The sequence below is a fragment of the Micromonospora aurantiaca ATCC 27029 genome (genome assembly GCF_000145235.1).
Lineage (GTDB): Bacteria > Actinomycetota > Actinomycetes > Mycobacteriales > Micromonosporaceae > Micromonospora > Micromonospora aurantiaca.
Genome location: NC_014391.1, coordinates 5,759,636 through 5,776,262, shown reverse-complemented (window position 1 = coordinate 5,776,262; position 16,627 = coordinate 5,759,636). Strand labels below are relative to the sequence as shown.

The window sequence follows — 16,627 nt, the reverse complement described above, 5'->3', positions numbered from 1 at the left end:
CCTCCAGACGACTTCGCCCGCCCGTGTCCCACACAACCAGGTTGTGCGGGGGGTGAGGCACAACCTCTTCTGCTCGACTGATATCGTTCGCCCCGTCATGGCCGGTGACCAGAAACCCCCCAACACTGGCGGCTCGGGCGACGTTCCGTCCGGTGCCGGTCAGGGTTGGACCGCGCTCTCATACCTCATCGGGGGCATGCTCGTCTGGGGTTTCATCGGCTGGCTGGTCGACCGTTGGCTCGACACCGGCGGCATCGCCACCGGTATCGGGGTCGTGCTCGGCATGGCCGGGGGGATCATCCTGGTCGTCCGCCGACTTGGCACGCCTACTTAGGAAGGGACGCGGTGTTCGGACAGGCGAACGTCCTGGCTCAGGGCCAGGCGGAATTCCCACCGAGCGTGGGGGACTTCTACCTGCCCAGCATCCTGCCCTGGGGTGCGGAGAACTCGTACTGGTTCACCAAGATCACGGCGATGGTGTGGATCGCCGTCGGCGTGCTGATCATCTTCTTCCTGGCCACGTACCGGAAGCCGCAGCTGGTCCCCACCAAGAAGCAGTGGCTGGCCGAGTCGATCTACGGCTTCGTGCGCAACAACATCGCCGTGGACATGATCGGTCACGCGGGAGTGCGGTTCGCGCCGTACTTCACCACGCTCTTCTGCTTCATCCTGCTGACGAACTTCTTCGCGATCGTGCCGTTCTTCCAGATCTCGCCGAACTCGCACATCGCCTTCCCGGCCTTCCTCGCCGTGATCAGCTACGTGATGTTCAACTACGTCGGCATCCGGCACCACGGCTTCGTGAAGTACTTCAAGAACGCTCTGGTCCCGCCGGCGCCCTGGTTCATCCTGCCGCTGCTGATCCCGATCGAGCTGTTCTCGACCTTCATCGTCCGGCCGTTCTCGCTGGCCGTCCGTCTCTTCGCGAACATGTTCGCCGGCCACATGCTCCTGCTGGTCTTCACGCTCGGCGGGTTCGCCATGATCAGCGCCAACGCCTGGCTGGCACCGGTCTCGGTGCTGTCCTGGACGATGACTGTGGCGCTGACCTTCCTCGAGTTCCTGGTGATCTGTCTGCAGGCGTACGTCTTCACGGTGCTGACCGCCAGCTACGTGCAGGGCGCCCTCGCCGACGAGCACTGATCCGATCTTTCGCACCAACCGTTGTCGTCCCGCGTGACCGTCACGCGTGATAACCAGGAGGAACCAACCAATGGACATCTACGCCGCGGTAGAGGGCAGCACCGCCGCCATCGGCTACGGTCTCGCGGCCATCGGCCCGGGCATCGGCGTGGGCCTGGTCTTCTCGGCCTACATCCAGTCGACCGCCCGCCAGCCGGAGTCGTCCCGGATGACCCTGCCGTACGTCTGGATCGGCTTCGCCGTCATCGAGGCCCTCGCGCTGCTGGGTATCGCCTTCGGCTTCATCTGGCAGGGCAACCTCTAATTCGGCCCTGAGACCGGGAGGTTTCCGATGTACTTCCTCGCCGCTGAGGGTGGTGAGACGACCCACAACCCGATCATCCCTGTCTGGCAGGAGATCGTGGTCGGTGGGATCGCCTTCATCGTGCTCTGCTTCGTGCTGATGAAGTTCGTCTTCCCGCGCATGGAGCAGACGTTCCAGGCCCGGGTCGACGCGATCGAGGGCGGCATCAAGCGCGCCGAGGCCGCGCAGGCCGAGGCGAACCAGCTGCTCGAGCAGTACCGGGCCCAGCTCGCCGAGGCGCGTACCGACGCCGCCAAGATCCGGGACGACGCCCGGGCCGACGCCGAGGGCATCCGCCAGGACATCCTCGCCAAGGCGCGCGAGGAGTCCGACCGGATCATCGCCGCCGGCAAGGAGCAGCTCGCCGCGGAGCGGGCCACCATCGTGCGCGAGCTGCGCACCGAGGTCGGCACCATCGCGGTGGACCTGGCCAGCAAGATCGTCGGTGAGTCGCTGGCCGACGAGGCGCGTCGCAAGGGCACCGTCGACCGGTTCCTGAGCGGTCTCGAGAGCACGGGGGCCCGCTGATGCAGGCCGCCAGCCGGGAGTCGTACTCCGCCGGGGCCGAGCGCCTCGACGCGTACGCCCGCGGCGCGGAGCCGTCGGCGGTGGCCTCCACCGCCGACGACATCCTCTCCGTCGCCGACCTGCTGCGGCGCGAGCCGCGGCTGCGCCGGGCGCTGGCCGACCCGGCGCGCTCGGGTGAGGACCGCGCGGCTCTGCTCACCGGGATCCTGGGCGGGAAGGTCGGCGCGGACGCGCTCGACCTGCTCACCACGCTGGTCTCCGGTCGCTGGTCGGCCCCGTCGGAGCTGCTCGACGGCGTCGAGCGGATCGGCGTGGAGGCGCTCCTCGCGAGCGCCGACTCGACCGGCGATCTGGGCGAGGTCGAGGACGAGCTGTTCCGCTTCGGGAAGGTCGTCTCCGGTTCCGGCGAGCTGTCCAACGCGCTCTCCGACCCGATGGCCCCGGTGCAGCGGCGGGCCGAACTGGCCCAGCAGCTGCTGGCCGGCAAGGCCCGGCCGGTCACCGTCCGCCTCGTCGAGGCCGCGCTCGCCGGCTTCGGGGGACGCTCCTTCACCGGTGCGCTCACCCGGCTGGTCGAGCTGGCCGCCGACCGGCGGGACCGTCAGGTCGCGTACGTGACCGTGGCGGCTCCGCTGAACGACGAGGAGGAGCGACGCCTCGGCGCCCGCCTCTCCCAGATGTACGGTCGGGAGGTCTCCGTCAAGCAGACGGTCGACCCCGACGTGCTCGGCGGAGTGCGCGTGCGGGTCGGATCCGACCTGTACGACGGGACCGTCCTGCGCCGCCTCAACGAGACCCGCAACGCGCTCGCGAAGCGCTGACCAGCGTCTTAGCAGCCCTGATTCGACGCCATCGGACCGGTCGGTACTAGGTATCCCGGGCCCCTGATACTTAAGGAAGCAGAGGATGGCCGAGCTGACCATCTCGACGGAGGAGATCCGCGGCGCCCTGGAGCGCTACGTCTCCTCCTACACGGCCGACGTCTCCCGCGAGGAGGTCGGCACCGTCGCCGACGCCGGTGACGGCATCGCCCACGTCGAGGGTCTCCCCTCGACCATGACCAACGAGCTCCTGGAGTTCGAGGACGGCACGCTCGGCGTGGCGCTGAACCTCGACGTCCGGGAGATCGGTGTCGTCGTCCTCGGTGACTTCGGCGGGATCGAAGAGGGTCAGCGCGTCAAGCGCACCGGCCGGGTGCTCTCCGTGCCCGTCGGCGACGCGTTCCTCGGCCGCGTGGTGAACGCGCTCGGCGAGCCGATCGACGGCCTCGGCGACATCGCCAACGAGGGCTTCCGCGAGCTGGAGCTCCAGGCCCCGAACGTGATGTCCCGCAAGTCGGTCGACGAGCCGCTGCAGACGGGCATCAAGGCCGTCGACGCGATGACCCCGATCGGCCGTGGCCAGCGCCAGCTGATCATCGGTGACCGCAAGACCGGCAAGACCACTGTCGCCCTGGACACCATCCTCAACCAGCGCGAGAACTGGCGCTCCGGCGACCCGAAGAAGCAGGTCCGCTGCATCTACGTCGCGATCGGCCAGAAGGCCTCCACCATCGCCTCCATCAAGGGGACGCTGGAGGAGGCGGGCGCGATGGAGTACACCACCATCGTCGCCTCCCCGGCCTCCGACCCGGCCGGCTTCAAGTACCTCGCCCCCTACACCGGCTCGTCCATCGGGCAGCACTGGATGTACGGCGGCAAGCACGTCCTGATCGTCTTCGACGACCTGAGCAAGCAGGCCGAGGCGTACCGCGCCGTGTCGCTGCTGCTGCGCCGCCCGCCGGGCCGCGAGGCCTACCCGGGTGACGTCTTCTACCTGCACTCGCGTCTGCTGGAGCGCTGCGCCAAGCTCTCCGACGAGCTGGGCGGCGGCTCGATGACCGGTCTGCCGATCATCGAGACCAAGGCGAACGACATCTCGGCGTTCATCCCGACCAACGTCATCTCCATCACCGACGGCCAGATCTTCCTCGAGACCGACCTGTTCAACCAGGGCGTCCGGCCGGCCATCAACGTCGGCACCTCGGTCTCCCGGGTCGGTGGCGCCGCGCAGGTGAAGCCGATGAAGAAGGTCGCCGGCTCGCTGCGGCTGAACCTGGCCCAGTACCGCGAGCTGGAGGCGTTCGCCGCCTTCGCCTCCGACCTGGACCGGGCCTCCCGCGCCCAGCTGGACCGGGGTTCCCGCCTGGTCGAGCTGCTCAAGCAGCCGAACTACTCGCCGTACCCGGTGCAGGAGCAGGTCGTCTCCGTCTGGGCCGGCACCGAGGGCAAGCTGGACGACGTCCCGGTCGGCGAGGTCCGCCGCTTCGAGTCCGAGTTCCTCCAGTACCTCCGCCACAAGCACGAGGGCGTCCTGGCCGGAATCGCCGACAACAAGTGGGACGACGAGATCATCTCCTCGCTCGACTCCGCGATCAGTGAGTTCAAGCAGGTCTTCCTGGGCAAGGAGGACGAGGTCCGGGTCAACGACGCGCCGGCCAAGCCGCTGGAGGGCGAGGAGACCCGCGAGACGGTGACCCGCTTCCGCGACGGCACCACCGACCGCCCGGCCGAGAGCTGATCCGATGGCCGCCCAGGTACGCGTTCTCCGGCAGCGGATCCGTTCCGCCAAGGGGATGAAGAAGATCACCAAGGCGATGGAGCTCGTCGCGACGAGCCGCATCGCCAAGGCCCAGGCCAAGGTGGCGGCCTCGCTGCCGTACGCCGAGGCGATCACCGGCGTGCTGACGGCGCTGGCCTCGAACGCGCGGATCGACCACCCGCTGCTCACCCCGCGCGAGCGGGTGCGGCGGGCGGGCGTCCTGCTGGTCACCGCCGACCGGGGCCTGGCCGGTGGCTACAGCTCGAACGCGATCCGGACCGCCGAGTCGCTGATCGCCCGCCTGCGTGCCGACGGCAAGGAGCCCGTGCTCTACGTCATCGGCCGCAAGGGCGTGGCGTTCTACCGGTTCCGCAACCGGCAGATCGCCGCCAGCTGGACGGGTTTCTCCGAGCAGCCGTCGTTCGAGGACGCCCGCGAGGTCGGTGAGACGCTGATCAAGGCGTTCACCGCCGGCGCGGACGACACCGACAACGAGGCCGGCGCCGACGGGATCCTCGGCGTGGACGAGCTGCACATCGTCTACACCGAGTTCAAGTCCCTGATGACGCAGAACCCGGTGACCCGGATCGTCGGTCCGATGCAGGTCGAGGACCGGCCCCGGTCCGAGGGCCTGCTGCCGGCGTACGAGTTCGAGCCGGAGCCGGAGTCGCTGCTCGACGCCCTGCTGCCGAAGTACATCAACACGCGGATCTTCGCGGCGTTGCTGGAGTCGGCGGCCAGTGAGTCGGCCGCCCGTCGGCGGGCGATGAAGAGCGCCACCGACAACGCCGAAGAGATGATCGAGAAGTACACGCGTGAGATGAACTCGGCTCGTCAGGCCGGCATCACCCAGGAGATCAGTGAGATCGTCGGCGGCGCGAACGCGCTGGCCGCGTCGGGAAGTGAAGTGTGATGACTGTATCCGCAGTTGAGACCAAGACGGCCACGGGTCGCGTGGTCCGGGTCATCGGCCCGGTCGTCGACGCCGAGTTCCCGCGCGACGCCATGCCGGGGCTGTTCAACGCCCTGCACGTCGACGTGACCCTCTCCGGCGGTGAGAAGACGCTGACCCTGGAGGTCGCCCAGCACCTGGGTGACAACCTGATCCGCGCCATCTCGATGCAGCCGACCGACGGCCTGGTCCGCGGCACCGAGGTGCGCGACACCGGCGCGCCGATCAGCGTGCCGGTGGGCGACGCGGTCAAGGGCCACGTGTTCAACGCGATCGGCGAGTGCCTCAACCTCACCGAGGGCGAGACCATCCAGGCCGACGACCGGTGGGGCATCCACCGCAAGGCCCCGGCCTTCGCCGACCTGGAGCCGAAGACCGAGATGCTGGAGACCGGCATCAAGGTCATCGACCTGCTCGCCCCGTACGTCAAGGGCGGCAAGATCGGCCTGTTCGGCGGCGCGGGCGTGGGCAAGACGGTGCTCATCCAGGAGATGATCACCCGTGTCGCCCGCAACTTCGGTGGTACCTCGGTCTTCGCCGGCGTGGGTGAGCGCACCCGCGAGGGCAACGACCTCATCGCCGAGATGACCGAGTCGGGCGTCATCGACAAGACCGCGCTGGTCTACGGCCAGATGGACGAGCCGCCGGGCACCCGCCTGCGGGTCGCGCTGTCCGCGCTGACCATGGCGGAGTACTTCCGTGACGTGAAGAAGCAGGAGGTGCTGCTCTTCATCGACAACATCTTCCGCTTCACCCAGGCCGGTTCCGAGGTCTCCACGCTGCTCGGCCGCATGCCGAGCGCCGTGGGTTACCAGCCGACCCTGGCCGACGAGATGGGCGAGCTCCAGGAGCGGATCACCTCCGTCCGGGGCCAGGCCATCACCTCGATGCAGGCGATCTACGTGCCCGCCGACGACTACACCGACCCGGCGCCGGCCACCACGTTCGCCCACCTCGACGCGACCACCAACCTGGAGCGGTCGATCTCCGACAAGGGCATCTACCCGGCCGTGGACCCGCTGGCGTCCTCGTCCCGGATCCTCGCCCCGGAGTTCGTCGGCGAGGAGCACTTCGCCGTCGCCACCGAGGTGAAGCGGATCCTGCAGCGCTACAAGGACCTGCAGGACATCATCGCCATCCTCGGTATCGAGGAGCTCTCCGAGGAGGACAAGCTCACCGTCGGCCGCGCCCGCCGGATCGAGCGGTTCCTCTCGCAGAACACGTACGCGGCGGAGCAGTTCACCGGCGTGCCCGGCTCGACGGTCCCGATCGCCGAGACCATCGACGCCTTCCGCCGGATCAGCGAGGGGGAGTTCGACCACTTCCCGGAGCAGGCGTTCTTCATGTGCGGCGGCCTGGACGACCTGCGGGCCAAGGCCAAGGAGCTGATGGGCGAGGAGGGCTGAGAGCCCGCTCACACCCACGAGGGCCGTCCCGGTGAAAGCCGGGGCGGCCTTCGCCTTTTCCGGGCACTGCACTACCAGATGCCCGGTTCTCCGGCAAGCAGTTCGCCGGATCGCGCGGTACCGTTCCTGACACGACTTCACATCCGGCCGTTGATCTCTGCAACCAAACGGACCCCCGCGCCCGTCTTCCTACCCGTGGGCGCGACGATTGGAGATGCTCGTGGGCGGTAAGGGCGGCGCGGATCGCGGGAAGCGGTCCATGTGGCGCGGCGTGCCCCGGTGGGCCCGCGTCTGCACGATCCTGGGCATCGTCATGGTGGTGCTCAGCGGCTCCGTGCTGATCGGCTCGCGCGCCCTCGTCGCCCGCTACGAGGGATCGGTGGGCAAGGCCGACCTCTTCGGTGACCAGGCCGCCGGCGCCAACGAGAAGAAGAGCGACATCAAGGGCCCGCTCAACATCCTGCTCGTCGGCGTGGACCCCCGGACCGCGACCGCCCGCCCGCTCGCCGACTCGATCATGGTCCTGCACGTGCCCGCCACCATGGACCGCGGCTACCTCTTCTCGCTGCCGCGTGACCTGCGGGTAGACATCCCGGAGTTCCCCAAGGCCGACTACTCGGGCGCCAACGACCGGCTCAACGCGGCCATGTCGCACGGCAGCAACGTGCCGGGGCAGAACCCCAGCACCCCGCAGGGCTTCGAGCTGCTCGCCAACACCGTGCAGGAGGTCACCGGCATCAAGCGCTTCGACGCCGGTGCGATCATCAACTTCAGCGGGTTCAAGAAGATCGTCGACGCCATGGGCGGCGTCGACATGTACATCGAGCGGGAGGTGCGCTCGGAGCACCTCCAGCCGGACGGCACGCCGCGCCAGCTCAAGCCCGGCGGTGGTGGCTACCTCGGGCCGCAGGCCGTGTACAAGAAGGGCAACGCCCACCTCAAGGGCTGGCAGGCGCTGGACTACGTCCGGCAGCGCTACCCGAAGAACGGCGTGCCGGACGCCGACTACGGCCGGCAGCGGCACCAGCAGCAGTTCGTCAAGGCGATGGTGAGCCAGGCGTTCAGCGCCGACGTGGTGGCCAACCCGGTCAAGCTGGACCGGGTGCTGCGCGCCGCCGGGAAGTCGCTGGTGTTCAACGGCCGCGGCAACAGCGTGGTCGACTTCGGGCTGGCCCTGAAGGACATCCGGCCCGAGGCGATCGAGACGATCAAGCTGCCGGGCGGCCCGATCGGGACCGGCAGCAACTACCGGGGTGAGCAACTGCTCGAACCGGCGGAGGACTTCTTCACCGCCCTGCGTACCGAACAGCTCGACGCATTCCTGCTGGAGCACCCCGACTTCAAGCAGAAGACCAAGTAGCCTGAGCGGGTGCGGGACCGTGGTGGTCCGGCTCTCACCACCCGCGTTGGGTGGGCTGCGGGGTCGCGACTAGACTTTCGGCAATCCGCCGCCGCAGCAAGGAGACAGCGTGGCACAGCAGCTTCACGTCGAGCTCGTAGCCGTCGAGGAGAAGGTCTGGACCGGCGAGGCCGAGATGGTCGTCGCCCGGACGACCGAGGGTGAGCTCGGTGTGCTGCCTGGGCACGCACCGCTGCTCGGCCAGCTCGCCGAACCCAGCCAGGTACGCATCAAGCAGGCCGGTGGCCAGCAGATCGCGTACGACGTGGCCGGCGGCTTCCTGTCGGTGACCGGTGAGGGCGTCACAGTCCTCGCCGAGAGCGCAACCCCCGCCACCCCGGCCCGCTGAGCCGACCCGCCGATGGAGATCGTCGAAGGGATCGGAATCGGCGTCGCGATCGTCGTCGTCGCGCTTCTGATCCTCTTCATCCGGCGGGCCCTGTTCACGCGTAGCGGTGGCATCATCCGGCTGAGCGTCCGGGTCAACACGATCCTCGACGGTCGTGGCTGGTCACCCGGGTTCGGTCGCTTCGTGGGCGACGAACTCCGCTGGTACCGCATGTTCAGCTTCGCGCTGCGCCCCAAGCGGGTGCTCTCCCGCAAGGGGCTGGCGGTCGAGCGCCGCCGGCTGCCCGAGGGGCAGGAGCGCATGTCGATGCCCGCCGAGTGGGTGATCCTGCGCTGTACCAGCCACCACGCGCCGATCGAGATCGCCATGGCGCGATCCACGGTCACCGGATTCCTGTCCTGGCTCGAGGCCGCCCCACCCGGGGCGGCCTCGCCGCGTCTGGCCTCCCAGGACTGGCCCGCCGCCTGACCCTCACCCCAACACCCCGTCAACGGGTCACGGGGGTCGTGCCGGGTCGCCGCCGCTGACGCCGATCTTGGAGTTGTGGCGCCGGGAAATGCCCGGTTCGCGCCGTTAGTGAGGCACCACAACTCCAAGATCGCCGCACCCTTCCCGGCACCTCCCGCGATCTTGCACTTTGGTGCCCGGCAAACCTCGCAAATGAGACGCCCAGAGGGCTCGAACTGCAAGATCGCGCGGGTGGTCGTGCGGGCGACCCGATTGGCGTCGCGCCCCCGCACCGAGCCAGCCCCGCTCGGGCCAGCCCCGCTCGGGCCAGCCCCGCTCGGGCCAGCCCTGCCCTGGGTCAGCCCGCTCCGGGTCAGCCCTGCCTGGTTCGGGTCGATCATGAAGTTAGCGGTGTTTGGTGTCCGGTTTGTCGGCGTCAACTTCATGATCGACGGCGCGGGGGCGGGTGCGTGTGGTGCGATCCGTGCTGACCTGGGCGGGGGTGTCTGGTTCGGGGGTGGTGGGTGGCACTCTGAGGGTGGAATCGCGGGCGGGTGGGTGGCGTTGTAACCGGGTGAACGACCGAGCGTCGGCGGCGCGCCCTGCGAGCGGGGCGGTGTCCGCAAGCCTGGGAATCATCCTGGCCGGCTGGTCGTTGAACACGGTTCCGACGACGTGACCCCCGCGCCTGCTCTCCGGTGGCGTGTGGCGCCTCCGGGAATGGTGGCGGGTGGTGGGTCGTTGAACATGCTTCCGGCGCCGCGACGAGGCCCCCCTGCCCTCGCGAGCAGCCGGATCCCCCGAAGACTTTCTTGAGCGCCTGACGGTGCCCACGCATCCCCGTCCCCCTGCGGGGTGTGTCTACCCCCGAATGGAGCCCCCCATGAACACGATTCTGCGTAAGAGCATTCTGGGTGTTGCTGGTCTGGCTTTCACCGGTGGCGTGTTCGCCGGCCCGGTGGCCGCTCACGCGGCGGAGACCACGCACGTGGCGAAGCCGGTCAGTGTGAGCGTGCAGGGTGACAAGCTGATCCCGCACGGCGTGCAGGGCAACCAGTCGCGCATCGACCTGAACGACGAGCAGACCGCCAACGTCAAGGCCATCATCGCCGCCACCAAGAAGGCCGGCATGGACGAGCGTGCCGCCGTCGTCTCCATCGCCACGGCGCTGCAGGAGTCGAAGCTGGAGAACCTCGGCCACCTCGGTGACCGTAACGACCACGACTCGCAGGGCCTGTTCCAGCAGCGCCCGTCCAGTGGTTGGGGAACGGTGGAGCAGATCACCGACCCGGAGTACTCCACGACGGCGTTCCTGAAGGGTCTGAAGCAGGTCGACGGCTGGCAGGACATGCCCCTGACCAAGGCCGCCCAGACCGTCCAGGTGTCGGCCTACCCGGACCACTACGCCCAGTGGGAGCAGCAGGCCGCCGACCTCGTCGCCCAGCACTGGAACAGCTAAGACCAACAAGCAAGACCAAGCTGAAGGCCGGCACCCCGAACCAACGGGGTGCCGGCCTTCTCACGTCTCCGCGACCAACTCGACCTCGTACCCCTGCCCGTCGGTGAGGTAGGCGGCGTAGCTGTCCGGGCCACCCGCGTGTGGGTGCCGGTCCGGGAACAGCAGCGTCCAGCCGTACTCTCCAGCGGCAGCGACCAGGCGTTCGACGGCGGCCGGCGGGCCGGCGTGGAAGGCCAGGTGGTTCAGGCCGGGCGCGCACCTGTCGTGGGTGCGGCCGGTGAGCGCGGGTGACTCCTCCAGCACGACGTATGTGGCGCCGAGCCGCCAGGAGCGGCCGGCGGGCCAGTCCTGGTACGGCGTCCAGCCCAGTTCGCCGAGAAGCCAGCCCCAGGAACGACTGGCCGCTGCCAGGTCGGGTACCCACACCTCCACGTGATGGAGGCCGCCGATGGTCAGCGCTTCCCGCCCGGCACCCATAGCACGTCGCCGTCCGGATTTGCCGTTCTTGACAGGATAAAGAGCAAATCGGAGAGCCGGTTGAGATACTTTGCCGGGAGGGGACTGGTCCGATCGGGGTCGTGTGTGACCAGCGCCCATGCCGCACGCTCGGCGCGCCGGGCGGTCGTCCGTGCCACGTGCAGCAGTGCCGCGCCCGCGGTGCCGCCGGGGAGGATGAAGGAGTCGAGCTTGCTCAGGCGCGCGTTGTACTCGTCGCACCAGCCCTCGAGGCGCTCGACGTACTCCTCGGTCACCCGCAGCGGCGGGTACTTCGGATCCGGCTCCACAGGCGTCGCCAGGTCCGCGCCGACGTCGAACATGTCGTTCTGCACGGATTCCAGCACGGCCCGCAGCTCGTCCGGGAGCTGCCCCAGGGCGAGCGCGACGCCGATCGAGGCGTTGCACTCGTCCACGTCCGCGTACGCGGCGATGCGCGGATCGGTCTTCGGCACCTGCTCGTTGTTGCTCAGCCTGGTCATGCCGGCGTCGCCGGCCTTGGTGTAGATGCGCGTGAGGTGGACGGCCATGACGCACAGCCTACGGATACCGGACCTGACCATCCCGGCCCGGCCGAGCCCGGTGGGGCCGGGGGACGCGGGAGATCCGGCGGTCAACGACGTCGACGTCATCCGGGTACGCGGTGACGCCCGGCTCGCCGGCACCGTGCACGTGGTGGGTGCGAAGAACTCCGCGCTGAAGCTGATGGCCGCCGCGCTGCTCGCGCCCGGCCGCAGCCTGATCACCAACGTGCCCCGGATCACCGACATCGCGATCATGGGCGAGGTGCTGCGGCGGCTCGGTTGCGGCGTACGGTTCGGGCCGGACGACCCGGTCGACCCGATGGTGGCGCACGGCGGTGTGGAGCGGTCCCGGTCGGTGCTCATCGACGTGCCGGAGCGGCCCGGCGCGGAAGCCGACTACGACCTGGTGCGGCGGCTGCGCGCGTCGATCTGCGTACTCGGCCCGCTGCTGGCCCGCCGGGGGTACGTCCGGGTGGCCCACCCGGGCGGCGACGCCATCGGCTCGCGCGGTCTGGACATGCACATCGCCGGGCTGGCCCGGATGGGCGCGGAGATCTCCGGTGAGCACGGCTTCGTCATCGCCGAGGCGCCGGGCGGGCTGCACGGCGCCGACATCGTGCTGGACTTCCCGAGCGTGGGCGCGACCGAGAACCTGGTCATGGCGGCGGTGCTGGCCCGGGGCGCCACGACGATCGACAACGCGGCCCGGGAGCCGGAGATCGTCGACATCTGCACGATGCTGAACCGGATGGGCGCGCGGATCGAGGGGGCCGGCACGTCGACGCTGCACATCGTCGGCGTACCCGAGCTGCGGCCGGTCCGGCACGCCACGGTGGGGGACCGGATCGTGGCCGGCACGTGGGCGTTCGCCGCCGCGATGACCCGCGGCGACGTGACGGTGACCGGCCTGGACCCGGCGTACCTGGAGGTCGCGCTGGACAAGCTGGTCGCGGCCGGCGGCCTGGTGGAGACGCGAGGCGACGCCTTCCGGGTACGCATGGACGACCGCCCGAGGGCGGTCGACGTGGTCACGCTGCCCTACCCGGGCTTCGCCACCGACCTGCTGCCGATGGCGATCGGGCTGGCGGCGGTCAGCGAGGGCGGCTCGCTGATCACCGAGAACATCTTCGACGGCCGGTTCATGTTCGCCAACGAGATGATGCGGCTGGGCGCGGAGATCCGTACCGACGGTCACCACGCCCTGGTGTGCGGCCGGGAGCGGCTGTCCGGCGCCCCGGTACGCGCCACCGACATCCGGGCCGGTGCCGGCCTGATCATCGCCGGGCTCTGCGCCGACGGCCTCACCGAGGTCTCGCACGTGCACCACGTCGACAGGGGCTATCCGGACTTCGTGGCCGACCTGCGGGCGCTCGGCGTCGAGGTGGAGCGCGGCACCGCGCCGGAGGAGCCGGACCTGGCCATCTGACGGCCGGGGCTTATCCCTCGTTAAGTAGGGTTCTCCCAGACGTTGCAGAACACGGCGAGGGAGAAGCAGATGGCGGGTCGACTCGCGGTCGTCGGTGCCGGGCTGATGGGCTCGGGCATCGCCCAGGTGGCGGCGCAGGCGGGCTGGCAGGTGACGCTGCGCGACATCGACGACGCGGCCACGAAGCGCGGTGTGGACGGCATCCGGAAGTCGCTGACGAAGTTCGCCGAGAAGGGCAAGATCGAGGCGTCCGACGTCGAGGCGACGCTGGGCCGGATCACCCCGACCACCGACCTGGAGGCCGCCGCCGACGCGGACATCGTGGTCGAGGCGGTCTTCGAGAAGATCGAGATCAAGCACGAGGTGTTCCGCGCGCTCGACAAGATCTGCAAGGCGGACGCGGTGCTCGCCACCAACACGTCGGCCATCCCGGTGACCCAGATCGCCACCGCCACCGAGCGCCCGGAGTCGGTCGTCGGCACGCACTTCTTCTCGCCGGTGCCGATGATGAAGCTCTGCGAGTTGGTACGCGGCTACAAGACCAGCGACGCGACCATGGAGACGGTCAAGTCGTTCGCCGAGGAGATCGGCAAGACCGTCGTGGTGGTCAACCGGGACATCGCCGGCTTCGTCACCACCCGGCTGATCTGCGCGCTGGCGATGGAGGCGGTCAAGCTCGTCGAGTCCGGCGTGATCTCCGCCGAGGACCTGGACACCGCCTGCAAGCTGGGCTTCGGCCACGCCATGGGCCCGCTCGCGACGGTCGACCTGACCGGCGTGGACGTGCTGCTCAACGCCACCCGCAACATCTACACCGACACCGCCGACGAGAAGTTCTTCCCGCCGGAGCTGCTCCAGCGCATGGCGACCGCCGGCGACCTGGGCCGCAAGACCGGCCAGGGCTTCTACTCGTACTGACCAACCCGTCCCGCCCCCGGCCCGCGCGGCCGGGGGCGGTTCACGTGCGGTGCCGGTTCACGTCCGGGGCGGGTTGAGCGCGGCGCCGATCAGCGCGAACGCGTCCGGGATGACTGTGCCCCAGTAGCCGAAGTTGTGCCGCCCGTCGGCCCAGGCGGCGCGTACCGGCTCCTCGGGCAGCGCCCGGGCCAGCGCGCGCACGTCCTTCAGGAAATTGTCCTGCCGCCCGCACCAGAGCCCGACCGGGGTGCCGCGCAGCCTCTCCACGCCGGTGAAGACCGCGTCGCCGGCGCTGACCGCGGGGGAGAAGGCCGCGGTCATCCGCAGCCACTTCGGGTACGTCTCGGCGAGCAGCAACGCGCCGAAGCCGCCCATCGACCAGCCCCACACGGCCAGCCGGCTGCTGTCGAACCCGCGCCGGGCGCACCAGGTGGGCACCTCCTCGCGCACCATCCGCTGCGGGTCGTCGTCACCGGCGGCGCGCCAGGACAGCCGCCCGCCGGTGGCGCCCGCGAGCGCGAACGGTGGGGCGCCGCGGCGTACCGCGTCGGTGAGGAAGCGGGCCAGCCCGAACCGGCCGTAGTCGCGCGGGGTGGCCGATGCGCCGTGCAGCACCAGGCAGACGGGCAGGCCGCGGCCGTCGCCGTACCCGTCGGGCACGGCCGTCCAGAAGTCCACCTCGCGGCCGCGCGCGCCGGACGCGATGCGGATGAGCCGTTCGTCGCCGGCCGGCGCGTCCGGCAGGGCCGGTGCCGGTCCCGGGCGAGGGCCGGAGAGCTGCCGGGCGGCCAGGCCGCCGACCACCGCGGCGCCGGCCACGCCGGCGGCGGCGCCGAGCAGGGTACGCCGGGTCAGCGTCGATGCCATGCCGGCGAGTGTGCCACCGCGAGGCGCGCGTTAAGAAGGGGCCCTTCCTCTACCGCAGGCGTTAAGAGGGGGCCCTTCCTTACACCTCAGCCGTCGCGCTTGGTGGTCCAGCGGAACGTGGTCAGGCAGAGCACCAGGCCGATGACGCACCACGCGCCCAGCACCAGCGCGACGGTGCCCAGCTCGAACGAGCCGCCCGGCTCCCGGGCGCCGAAGCTGTCCGGCAGGAAGACCGAGCGCAGCCCCTGGCACATCCACTTGAGCGGGAAGATCGCCGCGACCTGCTGCATCCAGGTGGGCAGGCTGGTGAAGACGAAGAACACGCCGGAGATGAACTGGAGCACCAGCGCGACCGGGGTGACCACGGCCGAGCCGCTGCGGGCGGTGCGGGCCAGCGACGAGATGGCGATACCGCACAGCGTGCAGGCGGTGACGCCGAGGACAGCGACCCAGGCGAACGTCAGCCACTTGCCGGTGGTCTGCGGCAGTTGCAGGTCGAACATCGCCACCGAGACGGCGAGCAGCAGCGCGGTCTCGGCGATGCCGATGACCACCACCATGATCACCTTGCCGGCGAACCAGACCCATTTCGGCATCGGCGTGCCGCGGTAGCGCTTGAGCACGCCCCGGTCCCGCTCGATCGGGATCCAGATGCCGAGGTTCTGGAAGCTCACGGTCATCAGGCCGGTCGCGATCATGCCGGTGATGAAGTACTGGGTGTAGCTGACCCCGGGCGCGATCTCGTCGCTGAAGATCGCCGCGAAGATCAGGATCATGATGATCGGGAAGCCCATCGTGAACACGACGGACTCCCGGCTGCGCAGGAACTGGGTGATCTCCAGCCGCCCCTGACGCAGTGCCAGCGCGCCCGCCCCGGACCGCCGGGCGGAGGTGGCGGCGACCGGGGCCGCCGGCTTCGTCGTGGTGGTCATGAGTGTCCGATCATCCGCAGGTAGACGTCTTCCAGGGTCGGCCGGGTCACCGTCAGGCCGGGCACCTCGCCGCCGAAGCGCGCGGCCAGGTCGGCCACCAGCGCCGTCGGCGTCGCGGTCTCCGCCGAGGCCGGCGTCCCGTCGGGGGTACGCCAGGAGACGGTCGCGAGCGACTCCTGCCGGTTGCCCAGCGCGTTCGGCGGGGCGACCTCGATCACCCGTCCGGCGGCGATCACGCCGACCCGGTCGGCGAGCGCCTCGGCCTCGTCCAGGTAGTGGGTGGTGAGCACGATCGTGGTGCCCGCGGCGGACAGGTCCCGGATCAGCTCCCAGAACTCGCGCCGGGCCTCCGGGTCGAAGCCGGTGGTCGGCTCGTCGAGGAAGAGCAGCTCGGGGCGGCCGATGATGCCCAGCGCCACGTCGAGGCGGCGCTTCTGCCCGCCGGAGAGCGTGTGCGTACGCGCCTTGGCCTTGGCCCCCAGCCCGACCCGCTCGACCACCTTGTCCGGGTCGTCGGCGTCGGGATAGAAGCCGGAGAAGTGGCGGACCACCTCGCCGACTGTGAGCTCGTCGAACTCGCCGGTGCCCTGGAGCACGATGCCGACGCGGGAGCGCCAGCCGGCGTCGGGGTGGGCGGGGTCGGCGCCGAGGACGCGTACCTCGCCGGCGTCGCGCTGCCGGTAGCCCTCCAGGATCTCGACCGTGGTGGTCTTGCCGGCGCCGTTGGGACCGAGCAGAGCGAACACCTCGCCCCGGCGGACGTCCAGGTCCACCGACGCGACCGCGACGTTGTCGCCGTACGCCTTGCGCAGCCCTCGCACGGAAATCGCGAGCTCGTTCTCCATGACGTCAAGTGTGC

Annotated in this window: 19 protein-coding genes; 14 read left to right on the top strand and 5 right to left on the bottom strand. The window is 69.9% G+C overall.

The genetic code is table 11. The features are described from left to right. Nucleotides 1-97: 97 nt before the first annotated feature. The 12 genes from MICAU_RS25635 to MICAU_RS25580 all read left to right on the top strand — a co-directional run bounded on the left by MICAU_RS25635 (nucleotide 98) and on the right by MICAU_RS25580 (nucleotide 10,606). The gene (locus MICAU_RS25635; RefSeq protein WP_013288260.1) at nucleotides 98-334 is read left to right on the top strand and encodes an AtpZ/AtpI family protein; all 237 of its coding nucleotides are present in this window, start codon (nucleotides 98-100) and stop codon (nucleotides 332-334) included. Between the two features lie 11 nt (nucleotides 335-345). After that, nucleotides 346-1,143, top strand: a complete 798-nt coding sequence (gene atpB / locus MICAU_RS25630; protein WP_013288259.1) for a F0F1 ATP synthase subunit A — start codon at nucleotides 346-348, stop codon at nucleotides 1,141-1,143. A 70-nt stretch (nucleotides 1,144-1,213) separates the two neighbouring features. Then, nucleotides 1,214-1,447 (top strand): ATP synthase F0 subunit C, encoded by a 234-nt coding sequence (locus tag MICAU_RS25625; protein WP_013288258.1) that lies wholly within the window; start codon nucleotides 1,214-1,216, stop codon nucleotides 1,445-1,447. Between the two features lie 27 nt (nucleotides 1,448-1,474). Continuing rightward, nucleotides 1,475-2,014 (top strand): F0F1 ATP synthase subunit B, encoded by a 540-nt coding sequence (locus MICAU_RS25620; RefSeq protein ID WP_013288257.1) that lies wholly within the window; start codon nucleotides 1,475-1,477, stop codon nucleotides 2,012-2,014. Further along, the gene (locus MICAU_RS25615; RefSeq protein ID WP_013288256.1) at nucleotides 2,014-2,835 is read left to right on the top strand and encodes a F0F1 ATP synthase subunit delta; all 822 of its coding nucleotides are present in this window, start codon (nucleotides 2,014-2,016) and stop codon (nucleotides 2,833-2,835) included. Before MICAU_RS25620 ends, MICAU_RS25615 begins: the two co-directional genes overlap by 1 nt. An 85-nt stretch (nucleotides 2,836-2,920) precedes the next feature. Next, a complete protein-coding gene (gene atpA, locus MICAU_RS25610; protein ID WP_013288255.1) occupies nucleotides 2,921-4,573 on the top strand; it encodes a F0F1 ATP synthase subunit alpha in 1,653 nt (550 codons plus the stop codon). Between the two features lie 4 nt (nucleotides 4,574-4,577). Then, on the top strand, nucleotides 4,578-5,507 hold the full coding sequence (locus MICAU_RS25605; protein WP_013288254.1) for a F0F1 ATP synthase subunit gamma: 930 nt from the start codon (nucleotides 4,578-4,580) through the stop codon (nucleotides 5,505-5,507). Continuing rightward, on the top strand, nucleotides 5,507-6,952 hold the full coding sequence (gene atpD, locus MICAU_RS25600) for a F0F1 ATP synthase subunit beta (RefSeq protein ID WP_013288253.1): 1,446 nt from the start codon (nucleotides 5,507-5,509) through the stop codon (nucleotides 6,950-6,952). Before MICAU_RS25605 ends, atpD begins: the two co-directional genes overlap by 1 nt. 214 nt (nucleotides 6,953-7,166) lie before the next feature. Then, entirely contained in the window at nucleotides 7,167-8,312 is a 1,146-nt protein-coding gene (locus tag MICAU_RS25595) for an LCP family protein (protein WP_041799109.1), read from the top strand. 109 nt (nucleotides 8,313-8,421) lie between these two features. After that, nucleotides 8,422-8,700 (top strand): F0F1 ATP synthase subunit epsilon, encoded by a 279-nt coding sequence (locus tag MICAU_RS25590; protein WP_013288251.1) that lies wholly within the window; start codon nucleotides 8,422-8,424, stop codon nucleotides 8,698-8,700. A 12-nt stretch (nucleotides 8,701-8,712) separates the two neighbouring features. Further along, nucleotides 8,713-9,168 (top strand): DUF2550 domain-containing protein, encoded by a 456-nt coding sequence (locus tag MICAU_RS25585; RefSeq protein WP_013288250.1) that lies wholly within the window; start codon nucleotides 8,713-8,715, stop codon nucleotides 9,166-9,168. An 862-nt stretch (nucleotides 9,169-10,030) separates the two neighbouring features. Beyond that, complete coding sequence (locus MICAU_RS25580; RefSeq protein ID WP_013288249.1) at nucleotides 10,031-10,606, top strand: hypothetical protein; 576 nt, start codon at nucleotides 10,031-10,033, stop codon at nucleotides 10,604-10,606. 60 nt (nucleotides 10,607-10,666) lie between these two features. On the opposite strand, the gene MICAU_RS25575 is transcribed toward MICAU_RS25580, so the two are convergent. Both MICAU_RS25575 and MICAU_RS25570 read right to left on the bottom strand, forming a co-directional pair. Continuing rightward, nucleotides 10,667-11,083, bottom strand: coding sequence for a VOC family protein (locus MICAU_RS25575; RefSeq protein WP_013288248.1), 417 nt, complete (start codon nucleotides 11,081-11,083; stop codon nucleotides 10,667-10,669). After that, entirely contained in the window at nucleotides 11,059-11,631 is a 573-nt protein-coding gene (locus MICAU_RS25570; protein ID WP_013288247.1) for a cob(I)yrinic acid a,c-diamide adenosyltransferase, read from the bottom strand. Before MICAU_RS25570 ends, MICAU_RS25575 begins: the two co-directional genes overlap by 25 nt. Here MICAU_RS25570 and murA point away from each other — a divergent pair. Next, nucleotides 11,630-13,051, top strand: a complete 1,422-nt coding sequence (murA, locus tag MICAU_RS25565) for a UDP-N-acetylglucosamine 1-carboxyvinyltransferase (RefSeq protein WP_030271442.1) — start codon at nucleotides 11,630-11,632, stop codon at nucleotides 13,049-13,051. The two genes, MICAU_RS25570 and murA, sit on opposite strands and share 2 nt — an antisense overlap. Before the next feature lie 69 nt (nucleotides 13,052-13,120). Further along, nucleotides 13,121-13,969: a 3-hydroxyacyl-CoA dehydrogenase family protein gene (locus tag MICAU_RS25560; RefSeq protein WP_013288245.1), complete on the top strand. Its 849-nt coding sequence runs from the start codon at nucleotides 13,121-13,123 to the stop codon at nucleotides 13,967-13,969. Between the two features lie 57 nt (nucleotides 13,970-14,026). Here the strand turns inward: MICAU_RS25560 and MICAU_RS25555 are convergent, their stop codons facing one another. From MICAU_RS25555 to MICAU_RS25545, 3 genes are all read right to left on the bottom strand, one after another. After that, entirely contained in the window at nucleotides 14,027-14,836 is an 810-nt protein-coding gene (locus tag MICAU_RS25555; protein ID WP_013288244.1) for an alpha/beta hydrolase, read from the bottom strand. Between the two features lie 86 nt (nucleotides 14,837-14,922). After that, nucleotides 14,923-15,768: an ABC transporter permease gene (locus MICAU_RS25550; protein WP_013288243.1), complete on the bottom strand. Its 846-nt coding sequence runs from the start codon at nucleotides 15,766-15,768 to the stop codon at nucleotides 14,923-14,925. Beyond that, nucleotides 15,765-16,613, bottom strand: a complete 849-nt coding sequence (locus MICAU_RS25545) for an ABC transporter ATP-binding protein (RefSeq protein WP_013288242.1) — start codon at nucleotides 16,611-16,613, stop codon at nucleotides 15,765-15,767. Before MICAU_RS25545 ends, MICAU_RS25550 begins: the two co-directional genes overlap by 4 nt. Between the last annotated feature and the right edge of the window lie 14 nt (nucleotides 16,614-16,627).

Excerpts from the sequence above, each read along its gene's own strand:
- MICAU_RS25615 (WP_013288256.1), top strand. The coding sequence starts at position 2,014 with ATGCAGGCCGCCAGCCGGGAGTCGTACTCCGCCGGGGCCGAGCGCCTC.
- MICAU_RS25550 (WP_013288243.1), bottom strand. The coding sequence starts at position 15,768 with ATGACCACCACGACGAAGCCGGCGGCCCCGGTCGCCGCCACCTCCGCC.
- MICAU_RS25555 (WP_013288244.1), bottom strand. The coding sequence starts at position 14,836 with ATGGCATCGACGCTGACCCGGCGTACCCTGCTCGGCGCCGCCGCCGGC.
- MICAU_RS25605 (WP_013288254.1), top strand. The coding sequence starts at position 4,578 with ATGGCCGCCCAGGTACGCGTTCTCCGGCAGCGGATCCGTTCCGCCAAG.
- atpD (WP_013288253.1), top strand. The coding sequence starts at position 5,507 with ATGACTGTATCCGCAGTTGAGACCAAGACGGCCACGGGTCGCGTGGTC.
- MICAU_RS25545 (WP_013288242.1), bottom strand. The coding sequence starts at position 16,613 with ATGGAGAACGAGCTCGCGATTTCCGTGCGAGGGCTGCGCAAGGCGTAC.
- MICAU_RS25635 (WP_013288260.1), top strand. The coding sequence starts at position 98 with ATGGCCGGTGACCAGAAACCCCCCAACACTGGCGGCTCGGGCGACGTT.
- MICAU_RS25575 (WP_013288248.1), bottom strand. The coding sequence starts at position 11,083 with ATGGGTGCCGGGCGGGAAGCGCTGACCATCGGCGGCCTCCATCACGTG.
- MICAU_RS25585 (WP_013288250.1), top strand. The coding sequence starts at position 8,713 with ATGGAGATCGTCGAAGGGATCGGAATCGGCGTCGCGATCGTCGTCGTC.
- murA (WP_030271442.1), top strand. The coding sequence starts at position 11,630 with ATGACGCACAGCCTACGGATACCGGACCTGACCATCCCGGCCCGGCCG.
- atpA (WP_013288255.1), top strand. The coding sequence starts at position 2,921 with ATGGCCGAGCTGACCATCTCGACGGAGGAGATCCGCGGCGCCCTGGAG.
- MICAU_RS25560 (WP_013288245.1), top strand. The coding sequence starts at position 13,121 with ATGGCGGGTCGACTCGCGGTCGTCGGTGCCGGGCTGATGGGCTCGGGC.
- MICAU_RS25625 (WP_013288258.1), top strand. The coding sequence starts at position 1,214 with ATGGACATCTACGCCGCGGTAGAGGGCAGCACCGCCGCCATCGGCTAC.
- MICAU_RS25595 (WP_041799109.1), top strand. The coding sequence starts at position 7,167 with ATGCTCGTGGGCGGTAAGGGCGGCGCGGATCGCGGGAAGCGGTCCATG.
- MICAU_RS25620 (WP_013288257.1), top strand. The coding sequence starts at position 1,475 with ATGTACTTCCTCGCCGCTGAGGGTGGTGAGACGACCCACAACCCGATC.
- MICAU_RS25570 (WP_013288247.1), bottom strand. The coding sequence starts at position 11,631 with ATGGCCGTCCACCTCACGCGCATCTACACCAAGGCCGGCGACGCCGGC.
- MICAU_RS25580 (WP_013288249.1), top strand. The coding sequence starts at position 10,031 with ATGAACACGATTCTGCGTAAGAGCATTCTGGGTGTTGCTGGTCTGGCT.